This is a genomic window from Paenibacillus sp. A3M_27_13, from assembly GCF_024213315.1.
Taxonomy (GTDB): domain Bacteria; phylum Bacillota; class Bacilli; order Paenibacillales; family Paenibacillaceae; genus Paenibacillus; species Paenibacillus polymyxa_B.
Genome location: NZ_JANAVE010000007.1, coordinates 274,856 through 288,153 on the forward strand (window position 1 = coordinate 274,856; position 13,298 = coordinate 288,153).

Sequence of the window (13,298 nt, forward strand, 5' to 3'; positions counted from 1 at the left end):
TTTATAGATAGGCTTTGTACCTAGATGTCACTTAGTCACTCTTAGAAGAACCGCGCAGGCCATTCCCGGAACGGCTCCTTCGGACTCTTCCTCCTTTTTCGTGTCTACGTTTTCTGGTAACTACCGGTTATAAAGTCATACCTTGGATTACTAAAAGACTCTGTCGCATTCGCAAGCAGGAAGCCGCCCGCCGTAAAGCGGGTCTAGCCGTACAGCCGGGCGTAATAACCCCCGAGCGCCAGCAGGTCCTGATGGCGGCCCCGCTCGACGACCATCCCTTGGTTCATGACGGTAATCAAATCCGCATGTTCCACGGTGCTGAGACGGTGGGCGATCAGAATGGTGGTGCGCCCCTTCATCAATACGTTCAGGGCCTGCTGTACCCAATGCTGGGATTCATTATCCAGCGCGGAAGTCGCTTCGTCCAGCAGCAGAATCGGGGCGTTTTTGAGAATCGCCCGGGCGATCGCAATTCGCTGCCTTTGTCCGCCCGACAACGACGCTCCTCTCTCTCCCACCGGCGTTTTATACTGTTCAGGAAGTTCCTGAATGAAATGGTGAGCGTACGCCGCTTTGGCCGCTTCGATCACTTCTTCATCCGTTGCATCCGGGTTGCCGTAGCGGATGTTTTCCTCAATCGTGCCGGTAAACAAGAACGGCTCCTGCGGAACGTATGCAATCTGCCTGCGGATTTCGTCCAGCGTGTAATGGCCGAACGGTTTGCCTTGGAGCAGGATTTCTCCGCTGTCCACAGGATAAAAGCCGAGCAGCAGCTTGATCAGCGTACTTTTGCCGCTGCCGCTGGCCCCCACGATAGCGGCGACCTGGCCGGGAAACACCTGCATGGACATGTCGACAAGCACCTTTTTATCCGCCTGATAGGAAAATTCCACATCGCGAAACTCCACCGCAGCCTCCGACACGAGCTCGCTGTGAGGAGATCCCAAACGCTCCGGTTCCTCTTCCTCTCTTAGTACCTCTTGAATCCGGTGAGCGCCCGCGAGCGAATTTTGGATCATCGACAGAACCATCCCCAAGTTCAACAAGGCGTGCGTCAGATTCACTTGCAGAACCGCCAGGGCGGCGACGCTTCCCATCCCCATCAATCCGTAGGCATAAAGAAGACTGCCGATGACGATGATGCCGCAGAACGTGACGTAGCTGATAAAATGGTTCACCGCAGCCTGCATGCCGTTCTTCTGCGCCGTTTGCCGAAGCGTCTGCGTCATTTGTTCGTTCAACGCCTCGTACTGGCCGTAAATCGTGCGGATGCGGAACAGCTTCACCAATTGAATGCCGCCCATAAAATCTTTGAATTTTTCGGTCATTTTACCGAGCGTTTGCAAGCCTTGTTCGGACAAGACGCGAACATCCCGCGCAAATTTCAGGCTGACCACGGAGGACAGCAGCAGAATGACAAAGGATACGCCGGCAAAACGCCAATCGATCAACACCATGGAGACAATGGAGCCGATGCAAAAGACAACTTGAAGCAGCAAAACGAAGTAAACCTGCGAGAATGTAAACTCAACGGTCGTTACGTCGTTGTTCACTCGCGACAGCAAGTCCCCATGGTGCGTCTGCTCCAGAAATTTCGGCCGCACCCGGCACAGCTTGTCATAAAGACGTTCGCGGATATTCAGCACAGTCAGCTCGACACTGCGCTGGTATAAGTAAATGAACCAGGGAGAAACTATATTTTCCAGGAACAGGGACACGCCCAAAATAATAAAGGCTTCCACCATCAGGGACGTATCTCGGGACACGGAGAAATCAACCAAGTTTTGTACGACCAAGCTGAAGGCGATCAGGAACAATGTCTGGGAGAGCGCCGTCACGACCAGGCCAATAGCGTACTGGGTTTTGCGCTTGCCGTTCATAAACGTCAGCAAGTAGCAGAGTTCTTTCACTTGCGAGAGCCATCCGCCCTTTTTCAAGTGTACGCCACCTCCCTGCGTTCGGCAGACTTGGTAAATTCCTGGTAGTACGACTGGGCGTACAGTCCCTTCATCTCCAGCAATTGTTCATGAGTGCCCTTTTCCACAATATTTCCTTGTTCCATGACCCAAATTTCGTCGGCGTTTTGTACTGTGGAAAGCCGGTGGGCAATAACCATCGTCGTTCTCTGCTTCAGCAATATGTTAAGCGCTTCCTGAACCGCGCTTTCCGACTCCGGATCAAGAGCCGACGTTGGCTCGTCCAGCAGCAGAACGGGAGCATCCTTCAGAAAAGCCCGGGCCATTGCAATGCGCTGGCGCTGCCCGCCGGACAAAAAGCCTCCGCGCTCTCCGACATACGTCTGATAGCCGCCAGGAAGCTGCATAATGAAGGAATGCGCCTGAGCGGCTTTGGCGGCTTCGATAATCTCGTCCATCGACGCTTCTTCCCGCCCGTAGCCGATATTTTCGGCGATCGTGCCGCTAAACAAATATGAATCCTGGGTTACCACGGAAAAATACGACCGAAGCTGCTCCGGATCGGCGCCGTGGATCAGGCTGCCGAACACGCGGATTTCTCCCTGGTCCTCCGGAAGTGGATAAAAGCCGCATACAAGCTTAAACACCGTGCTCTTCCCTCCGCCGCTCGCTCCGACAAGCCCGATCGTCTTTCCTTCCGGCACTGAGAAGCTGACATTCCGCAGAATCGGGGAGTTCTCCTCATACCCGAAGGTTACGTTCTGAAACTCGATGGGGGCGGCGCTTGCTTTCGGAAGCGAACGGCCATTTTCCGTTTCGGTCGGCTGCTCGACGATTTCGGAGACCCTTCTCAGGGCACCGGACATTTCGAACGTCCGCGTGATGAGCTCGGGAATATGCTCCAGCGGCTCCAGACACAGATTCAGCAAGTACAGGAAGGCAATCAGCTCTCCCGCACCTAGCTGCCCGTTGTAGATCAAATAGCTTCCGTAACTGACGGCGAAAATGATCGGGCTGATCATCAGCGTGGAAAGCAGCGGGTTGACCCAGGCTTCCCGCTTTTTCACGGCCAGCTTTTTTTGAGCCGTCAATTGCAGCAGCACTTGGTAGGAGCGAGATAACATGCCGGATAGCAGATAGCTTTTTACAATAGGCATACCCCCAAGCGTATCCTGGAGGTTGACGTTCATTCGGCCCATGTTCACCTGGGCTTCCTCCGTTAACCGCTCCAACTGCTTGCCGATCCATTGGGAAACCAGCAGCGCTAAGGGAAATAACAGCAGGCTGTACAACATCAGCTCCCATTGGAGGTAGATCAAATAAGCGAAACAGCCGATGAACAAAAGCGGATGATAAAACCACTGGGCGAAGTCCCGAACCATAAACTGCTGGATGAGCTGCAGGTCGTTGTTGACCCGCGACAACACGTCGCCGGAATGCTGCTTTTCCAAATAGGAGACCGGGAGTTTGCCGATATGACGCATGACATGATTGCGGATATCCTGCACCGCAGAGGCGCTGCTTCGCTCCACGCCGAAGCTCATGAAAAACTTCGCCGGCACACCGATCAAGATGACCACAAAGACCGTGTACACGATTTGCAGAACGACTGGCCCCGCCCCCTTCTCGGCCTGGGTGGTCAGCTGCTCGATCAAACTTCCCGTCCATACCTCAATAACGGCGGCGGCAATCGCGGACAAGATACCGACGATCATCCAGCCTTTGTGACGGCTTACATAGGACATCAGCCAGCGGAACGCTTTCCAGGCGGCGTAAGCGGTTTGGCGCCTGGAAGACGCCGCTGTGCCTTGTTCTAGAACAGACGGCTGTCGGTCAGCTTCCATGCAGTACCCCGGCCTCCGCTTCGATTTGCCGCTTGACTTGCTCTAAGATGTCCCGGATGACGACGGCCGTTTCTTCCACGCGCGCGAGTTCCAGCAATTCCTCGTGCGCGCCCTCCAGCCGGTAATCGGCATAAGCTTGCGTCGTTGCCCCCCGCCAGGAAGGCAATTGGTACTTCAAGCGGAACGCTTCGCTGTCCTTCGCAATCAGTTCGTAAATCCGGGCCGGGATCGTGCCGGAATTAATAAGCTGCGCTTCGTACGCCAAGGTCGCTTTGACCTTCCGATGAACCCGCTCCCGCACGAGCGGGTTGCTCATTAATTCCTTCTCTTCTTCGTCGAAATCAGCAAGCATTTCTTCAAGCTCTTTCTCCGACGTTTCGGAAGGCGTCAGCGCGTCCTTAATCCACGAGTCCACCATGAGCACGTCCGTTACGGAATACCCTCTTTTCTCCATCGTTTTGGCTACCTCGAACGTCAGGTTGCCTCCGAAGCAGTAGCCGAGCAGCACGTAAGGTCCTTCCGGCTGGATGCGGACGATCTCGTCCACATAACGGTTCAGCATGGCCTTGTAATCGACGGCATCGTCGATAAAATCAATGCCGTAGAGCACGAACCGGCCGTCGAGCCTGCTTGCGAGCTCTCGATAACCGATGCCGAAGCCGCTGCCCGGAGGGAAGCAGAACACGTTCAGATCTCCTGCTTTATTCAGCTTAATGAAGGAGTCTCCTCCTTTATCCAGGCCGAGATCCCCCTCTCCGAAAGCCATGGCTTCAACTGTTACATTATGGAATTGGCGGTTCAGCGGTATCTCAAATCCCGTTTCATCATAAACGGCTTGAACGAGCCTCATCAGACTTAACGAATTGCCACCCAACTCAAAAAAGTTATCCTTTACGCCGACCTGCGGAACGCCAAGCGTATCCTGCCAGACGCGGGCGATCTTCATTTCAAGCAGCGTTCTCGGCGCGACATATTCCGCTCCTCCGACCGCGGCTTCCTCCGGCGCGGGCAGCGCTTTGCGGTCGATTTTCCCGTTCGGGGTCAGCGGCATCCCCGAAAGCTGCACGAGGTACGAAGGAATCATATACCCCGGAAGCTGCTTGGCGAGCTCCTCCTTGAGTTCATGCGCCGCCAGCCTCGTTTCCGCGACATAGTAAGCGACAAGCTGCTTTTGGCCGTTCGCGTCGTCGCAGTCGAGCACCTTGGCTTCTTGCACGGCGGCGATCTTCAGCAGTTGCGTCTCGATTTCGTCCAGCTCGATCCGGTACCCGCGGATTTTGACCTGGTGGTCGATCCGTCCCAGGTATTCGATGTTGCCGTCCGGCAGCCAAGTCGCCAAGTCGCCCGAGCGGTACAGTTTCTCCCCCTCCGCAAACGGGGAATCGACGAACTTCTCCGCCGTCAGATCTGGACGGTTCAGGTATCCTCTCGCAAGCCCTTCCCCGGCCACGTACATTTCGCCCGCTACGCCGATCGGCACAGGGCGGTGGTTTTCATCCAGGACGTACACCCTCAGCGTCGGGATCGGCTTGCCGATATTGCTCTTCGCCGCCTCCATTTCGACCCACGTGATTTCCTTATACGTCACGTGAACCGTCGTCTCGGTAATGCCGTACATATTGATCAGCTTCGTCTCCGGGTACTTCGTTTTGAAGCCCTTGAGCAGCAGCGGACTGAGCGCTTCGCCCCCGAAGATGACGTTGCGAATCCGCAGATCGTACGGATGGTCCGCCAAGACCTTACGCAGCAGCTGGTAGAAGTACGTTGGCGTCTGGTTCAAAATCGTGACCTGTTCGCGGCCCAGCAGCGCCAGGAAATCGACCGGATTTTTCGCCGTGAGCGGCGGTACGATGACCAGCTTGCCTCCGTTCAGCAGCGCTCCGTACATTTCCCAGACGGAGAAATCGAAGCAGAACGAGTGGAACAGCGTCCACGTGTCGGACGGCCCGAAGTCGAACAGGTTCTTGTCGTTGAACAGGAGCCGCACGACGTTCTTATGCTCGATCAGCGTTCCTTTCGGTCTGCCGGTCGTTCCCGACGTGTAGATGACATATGCCAGGTTGCCCGGCCCGGAAATCGGCTCCAGGTTCGAAGCGTCCAGCGCATCGGCGGCGTCCGCCCCTCTGTCGCCCCAAACGAAATCGTCCAATTCGAGGCGCGTTCCTGCGAAGTCGGTCTTCTCGTGCAGATGCTTTTGAATCAGCAATAACGGCGCGCCCGAATCCTCGATCATGAAGCGGATGCGCTCCTCCGGGTAGTCGGGATCGACAGGCACGTAGGCTCCGCCCGCTTTGAGAATCGCCAGAATGCCGACAACCATATCGAGCGAGCGTTCGGCCAGAATCGCTACCAGCTGGTCCGCTTCTACTCCCGTCTCCCGCAGCTTCCGCGCAAGGCGGTTGGATCGCTCGTTCAGCTCGCGGTAGGTCAGCTGCCGCTCGTTCATGACGGCGGCCACGTTGTCCGGGTAAAGCTCCGCCTGTTCTTCGAACAAGCCGTAAATCGTTTTCCCCCGCTCGAACCCGGTTTCGGTGTCATTAAATCGCTTCAGCAGCGTCTCCCTCTCGTCTGGGGACAGCACATCGGCTTGTCCGAGCTCCAGATCCGGCTGAAATAAAAGCACGGACAGCAGCCGAACAAGATGGTCGGTCGCCTGTTCCACAAATGCCCGCTCGTACCGCTGCCCGTCAAAGCTTATTTCCAGCTCGATGGAGTGGTTTTGGCGGTCGAAGCGAAAAATCGTATCGGCCGCCACCCGGTTAACCAGCGGTTCCGGATGAATCGGGGCGAAGGATGCGACGGTGTTGACGACCGGGAGGCCGTCCCCCGTATAGTCCAGATGGAGCGGCTCCACCATTTTCCGAAAAGGCAGGTGCTGATGCTCCAGCGCCTCGCCGATGGAGGCTTTGATGCCCCCGAGCAGCGTTCTCAGCGTCGTCTGGCGGCTTACGGACGTCTTGATCACCAAGATGTCATGCGGCGGCGGAGTCCCGTCGGGGTCTGCGCTATAAGAAGGCATGCCGACCAGCACTTGGTCCCGCCCGGTATATTTGAACAGCAGGCTTTTTACTCCTGCCAAAACAATCATGTACAAAGCCAAATCCGAACCGTTGGCGAGGCAAATGATTCTCTCCGAGAGTTCGCTCGGCAGAGTACGGTGAAGCAAGCCCGGCTCGGCCGCAGCTTCCCCGTCGGCGGATAATTTGGAGGATTGACTGTAGGGAAGGAAGCTCAGGCTGTCATCGGCATCAAACTTGCCGCTCCAGTACCGTTCTTCCTTTTCAAACAAAGATTTCATTTGTACCTCCCCTAAAAATGAAGTGACCGCATGCCCTGGCGCAGGTCCGAAAAAGCTTGCTTTCGGCCTGCGCGTTTACGGGCTTGGACGTTGTTCGCCGTCTTCCTTGGGATGCGCGCCGCTTTCGCTTGACGGCGGAGGCGCGCTTGTAGGATTAGAACGCGAATTCGATCGTATCGACGGCACTCTTTGCGCCTGCCGCCGGTTTATGACATTCAATCCGACTTAGCTCGAGTTGTGGATTTTCCGCAATTTGAGACAGTACCCGCAGGTAATCCTCGGTCAAGGTGCGGATCATCGCTTCTTTGAACAGCTTGGTGGCGTAGAAGAAGCCCCCGCTCAGCGCCCCGTTGTTTTCATACATAAACAGCGTCAGATCGAACTTCGCTTCTTCCAAATGGTCAAGCTCGTAAGTCTTCAGGCTGACCCCTTCCAGCTCGGCGTCTCGTTCTTCGATATTTTGCAAGTCGAAAACGGCATCGAACAGCGGGAAGCGGCCCGGCTCCCGCTTCACATTCAAACGCTCCACGAGCTCCTCGAATGGATAATCCTGGTTCTCGAAAGCACCCAAAGCCGTTTCCTTCACTTCTTCCAGGTAGGACAAGAACGTTTTGTCGTCCGACGGACGATTGCGGATCGCCAGCGTATTGACAAACATCCCGATGACCGGTTCCAAATCGGCGTTCGTTCTTCCCGCCACCGGGGTGCCCACGACCAAGTCCTCCTGCCCGCTGTACTTGGACAGCAGCACGGTATAAGCCGCAAGCAGCACCATGAACAGCGTGCTTTCACGCTCGGCCGCCAATTCGCGCAGCCGCGCAGAGAGAGAAGCTTCGACGTCGAACTCCAGATGCGCGCCTTCGTAGCTGCGAGCCGCAGACCGTTCGTAGTCCATCGGCAGGTCCGCCGTCGGCAGCTCGCCTTCGAAGGTTTGCAGCCAGTACGCTTCCTGCCGCCCGATCCGCTCTCGGTGGGCCTTCGACTGCTGCCAAACGGCATAATCCTTGTATTGAATGCGCAGTGGCGGCAGTTCTTCCCCGGCGTAGAAACTTGAGAACTCATCGATCACAATCGCCATCGATACGCCGTCGGACACCATATGGTGCATGTCGAAAAGGAGAATATGCAGGTTCGACTCCAGCTCGATGACCCCGGCTCGCAGCAGCGGCGGCTTGCCGAGATCAAACGGACGAACGAAGCTGCGGACGATCTGCTCGATTTGAGCCGCATCCTCTTTATCCGCTTGATGATGCTCGATAGCAAAATCGACCTGCGGGTAAATCCGCTGAACCGCTTCGCCCTTCACGATTTCAAAACCGGTGCGCAGCGATTCATGCCGTGTTATCAATTTCCGCAAGGCGGCTTCCAACCGGTCTAAATCAAACTCGCCTTCCACCTGCACCAGCTCCGGCATGTTGTAAAGCTGATCCGCTCCATCCAGCGTGTGCTGAATGAACAGCCGTTTCTGGGCGGAGGACAGAGGGTAGTACTCTCTCTCCTCAGCTTGAGGAATGGCCTCATGCTCCCGCCGTTCCATCCGGGCGATCGCCTCGGCCATCGCCGCAATCGTCGAGTGACGGAATACGTCGCGCAGCGGCAGGTTGACGTTTAATTCCTTAAATACCTTGCCCGCCAGCGTTGTCGCTCGCAGGGAGTGGCCGCCGATGTCGAAGAAGTTGTCGTGAACGCCAATCTCCTTCGCAAGCCCCAGCACCTCCTGCCAAATCGCCGCCAGCTTCGTTTCCAGCTCATTGCGCGGTGCGACGTACTCCGTTCCGCTTCCCGCTTCCCCTTCCGGCGCCGGCAGCGCCTTCCGGTTAATCTTTCCGTTCGGCGTCAGAGGCAGGCGCTCCATCTCCACGAAGTACGACGGGATCATGTAGCCCGGCAGCTCCTGCGCCAGCGCGCTGCGCAAATCGTTCACCGCCAGCTCCGCTCCGGTATCCGGCGTGTAATACGCGCATAGCGCCTTCTGCCCGTTCGCGTCACTTCGAACCAGCACCACCGCTTCGCGCACGCCTTCCACCCGCAGCAGCTGCGACTCGATCTCGCCCGTCTCAATCCGGTAGCCCCGGATTTTCGCCTGGTTGTCGATCCGGCCGATGAAGTCCACGTTCCCGTCCTCCATCCACCGCGCCAAGTCTCCTGTGCGGTACAGCCGCTCGCCCGCGGCGAACGGGCTGTCTACGAACTTCTCTTCCGTCAGCTCCGGACGGTTCAAGTACCCGCGCGCCACCCCGACTCCGCCGATGACCAGCTCGCCCAGCACCCCGACCGGCACCGGGTTCAGATACGCGTCCACGATGTAGAATTTCGCATTCAGCCACGCTTTGCCGATCGGCACATGGCCTGTCTGCGGCAGCTTCGTCAGCGGCTCGTCGTAGAAGCTTGAGTCGATCGCCGCTTCCGTCACGCCGTAGGCGTTGATGATCCGGAACAACGAGCCGAAGCGTTCCTGCAAGGTCCGGTAATCCGCCACGCTGCAGCTGTCCGAGCTCGTGATTAACAGCTCCATCCAGCTCATATCCAGCCGCTGCTCGTGCACGTACTCCAGGAACGGCACGATCAGCGCCGGCGTCGATTCGAAGATTGTGACCCGCTCCCGCTCAATCCAGTAGTGCAGACGAGACGGATCGATCCGATCGTCCTTCGGCACAATCACCATCGTGCCTCCGTTATACAGCGTCCGCGCGATATCTCCCACGAACACGTCAAACGAGAAGCTTGCGAGCTGCAGCAGCCGCACCGGGAACTGGTCCAACCGGTATTCCCGCCGGTAGCCCGCCGCCGTGTTCACCAGGCTGCGGTGCTCGATCATCACGCCCTTCGGCTTGCCCGTCGTTCCCGACGTGTAGATCACGTACGCCAGGTCCTCCGGACGGCATTCGTGCAAGTGATCATCCGCTTCCAGCGGCGCATTCGCCCGCTCGTCGCTGTACGACGCTTCGTCGTCGAGGTACAGCACCGCCGCCAGCGCCAGCTCCTCTTCGCCGAACCAGGCTTCGGCACGCTCTCGCAGCGCCGTTTGCGTCAGCAGCACCTTCGCTCCGCTGTCTTCAAGCATGAACCGCACGCGGTCTGCCGGATAATCCGGGTCGAGCGGCACATACGCCCCGCCCGATTTCCAGACGGCCAGCACGGCCACCAGCAAGTCCACCGAACGCTCGGCGAGAATGCCGACGATCGTCTCCCGGCCGATGCCGCTTGCGCGCAGCGTGGCCGCCAAACGGTTCGCCCGCTCGTTCAGCTCCGCATACGTAAGCCGGTCGTTCTCGTACACGACGGCCTCCGCTTCCGGCGTGCGCTCCGCCTGTTCCTCGAACAGCCGGTGGAACGCGGCCACAGGAGCCGCTTCCGGCTGCGCTGGGTTGAACGCGCCGAGAATTTGTTCTTTTTCCTCTGCCGTCAGCAAGTTCAGCTCGGCGATCTTCGCATCTGGACGGCTTACGATCGTTACGAGCAGCTGCTCGTAATGTTTCGCCAGCCGTTCGATCGTCTCCCTTTTGTAGAGAGCCGTCGCATATTCGAAGCTGTAATCCAAGCCGCCGTTCTCCTCGCCCACATCCAAGCTGATATCAAACTTCGCGGTATCCAGTGCGCTCGGATAAGGAATCAGGCGAAGCCCTTCCAGCTCAAATTCCTCGTCCTCCGTATTCTGCATCGTAAACAGCGTGTCGAAGAGCGGATTGCGGCTTAAATCACGGGTGACTTGCACCTTGTCCACCAATTCTTCGAACGGATAGTTTTGATGCTCGAAGGCGTGGAGGGTCGTTTCTTTGACTTCGTTCAGGTATGACAGGAATGTCTTCTCCGAAGCCGGATAACTGCGGATAGCCAGCGTGTTTAAGAAAATCCCGATCAACGGCTGCACATCCCCATGATTCCTTCCGGCAATCGGCGTACCGACGATCACGTCTTCCTGACCTGAATATTTATGCAGAAGGACGTTATACGCCGCAAGCAGCACCATAAACAGCGTTGTGCCCGTTTCCGAGGCCAGCTGCTTCAGCCCGTCGGTTTTCGAAGCGTCGAAGAAAAACTCCAGCGTTTGGCCTTCGTAGCTCTGCACGGCCGGACGCGGATAGTCGGTCGGCATTTCCAGCACCGGAAGCTCGCCTTGGAACATGTCCAGCCAGTACGCCTCCTGACGCTGAAGCCGTTCCTTCTGCTCCTGCGAATGCTGCCAAACGGTGTAGTCTTTGTACTGAACGCGCAGAGGCTCCAATTGCTCGCCGCCGTACAAGCGGACGAATTCTTCAACAAAGATTTCCATCGAGACGCCGTCGGAAATAATATGATGCATGTCGTACATTAGAATATGGCGTTCCGGAGCCAGCTCGACAAGGCCTACCCTCAGCAGCGGAGGCTTCGCCAAGTCAAACGGACGGACGAAACGGCGAACCGTCTCTTCGGCCTCTTGCTCATCCACTCGATAGAACTCCACAGCAAAATTCACGTCATGGTATAACCGCTGCGATGCTTCGCCATCCACCATTTCGAACCCGGTGCGCAGCATTTCATGCCGCGCCACGAGCTTACGGAACGCTTCTTCGAACCTTGTCCGATCCAAAGCACCCTCCAGCAGCATCGCTTCCGGCATGTTGTAGCTAAGCTCCGCGCCTTCCAGTTGATTCAGGATAAAGAGACGTTTTTGAGCAAAAGATTGCGGGTACACCTCCCGGTCATCCGCCACCGGAATGGCAACGAATGTCTGCTCATCCAGCCGGGAAATGGCGGATGCCATGCTCTCGATCATGGAATGGCGGAACACGTCACGCAGCGGCAGATCCACGTTCAACTCTTTATGAATCTTGCTGACCAGCGTCGTCGCCCGCAGGGAGTGGCCGCCGATGTCGAAGAAGTTGTCGTGAACGCCAATCTCCTTCGCAAGCCCCAGCACCTCCTGCCAAATCGCCGCCAGCTTCGTTTCCAGCTCATTGCGCGGTGCGACGTACTCCGTTCCGCTTCCCGCTTCCCCTTCCGGCGCCGGCAGCGCCTTCCGGTCAATCTTTCCGTTCGGCGTCAGAGGCAGGCGCTCCAGCTCCACGAAGTACGACGGGATCATGTAGCCCGGCAGCTCCTGCGCCAGCGCGCCGCGCAGATCGTTCACTGCCAGCTCCGCTCCGGCATCCGGCGTGTAATACGCGCATAGCGCCTTCTGCCCGTTCGCGTCACTTCGAACCAGCACCACCGCTTCGCGCACGCCTTCCACCCGCAGCAGCTGCGACTCGATCTCGCCCGTCTCGATCCGGTAACCCCGGATTTTCGCCTGGTTGTCGATCCGGCCGATGAAGTCCACGTTCCCGTCTTCCATCCACCGCGCCAAGTCTCCCGTACGGTACAGCCGCTCGCCCGCGGCGAACGGGCTGTCTACGAACTTCTCTTCCGTCAGCTCCGGACGGTTCAAGTACCCGCGCGCCACTCCGACTCCGCCGATGACCAGCTCGCCTAGCACCCCGACCGGCACCGGGTTCAGATGCGCGTCCACGATGTAGAATTTCGCATTCAGCCACGCTTTGCCGATCGGCACATGGCCTGTCTGCGGCAGCTTCGCCAGCTCCTCGTCGTAGAGGCTTGAGTCGATCGCCGCTTCCGTCACGCCGTAAGCGTTGATGATCCGGAACAACGAGCCGAAGCGTTCCTGCAAGGTCCGGTAATCCGCCACGCTGCAGCTGTCCGAGCTCGTGATTAACAGCTCCATCCAGCTCATATCCAGCCGCTGCTCGTGCACGTACTCCAGGAACGGCACGATCAGCGCCGGTGTCGATTCGAAGATCGTCACTTGTTGCTGGCTGATCCAGTGGTGCAGACGAGACGGATCGATCCGGTCGTCCTTCGGCACAATCACCATCGTGCCTCCGTTGTACAGCGTCCGCGCGATATCTCCCACGAACACGTCGAACGAGAAGCTTGCGAGCTGCAGCAGCCGCACCGGGAACTGATCCAACCGGTATTCCCGCCGGTAGCCCGCCGCCGTGTTCACCAGGCTGCGGTGCTCGATCATCACGCCCTTCGGCTTGCCCGTCGTTCCCGACGTGTAGATCACGTACGCCAGATCCTCCGGACGGGCTTCATGGAAGCTGTCGGTGCCAACATTCTGATGGCTCTCACCGCCGTCGTCCACAGCATCCGTCAGCTTGCCGGAGACCATGCCGGAGCCAATCGGCGCATTCGCCCGCTCGTCGCTGTACGACGCTTCGTCGTCGAGGTACAGCACCGCCGCCAGCGCCAGCTCCTCTT

The 13,298-nt window shown here is 57.7% G+C and carries 4 protein-coding genes; all 4 read right to left on the reverse strand.

The window, feature by feature from the left end:
• Positions 1 to 203 precede the first annotated feature (203 nt).
• Positions 204 to 1,937 (reverse strand): ABC transporter ATP-binding protein, encoded by a 1,734-nt coding sequence (locus NLX82_RS21640; protein ID WP_069081198.1) that lies wholly within the window; start codon positions 1,935 to 1,937, stop codon positions 204 to 206.
• On the reverse strand, positions 1,934 to 3,760 hold the full coding sequence (locus NLX82_RS21645) for an ABC transporter ATP-binding protein (RefSeq protein WP_028542658.1): 1,827 nt from the start codon (positions 3,758 to 3,760) through the stop codon (positions 1,934 to 1,936). The genes NLX82_RS21640 and NLX82_RS21645 overlap by 4 nt, the downstream gene beginning before the upstream one ends.
• Positions 3,750 to 7,058, reverse strand: coding sequence for a non-ribosomal peptide synthetase (locus NLX82_RS21650; protein ID WP_254349041.1), 3,309 nt, complete (start codon positions 7,056 to 7,058; stop codon positions 3,750 to 3,752). Before NLX82_RS21650 ends, NLX82_RS21645 begins: the two co-directional genes overlap by 11 nt.
• Before the next feature lie 154 nt (positions 7,059 to 7,212).
• Positions 7,213 to 13,298, reverse strand: a 6,086-nt coding sequence (locus NLX82_RS21655) for a non-ribosomal peptide synthetase (protein ID WP_254349042.1), incomplete at its 5' end; no start/stop codon positions are given.

Excerpts from the sequence above, each read along its gene's own strand:
- NLX82_RS21645 (WP_028542658.1), bottom strand. The coding sequence starts at position 3,760 with ATGGAAGCTGACCGACAGCCGTCTGTTCTAGAACAAGGCACAGCGGCG.
- NLX82_RS21650 (WP_254349041.1), bottom strand. The coding sequence starts at position 7,058 with ATGAAATCTTTGTTTGAAAAGGAAGAACGGTACTGGAGCGGCAAGTTT.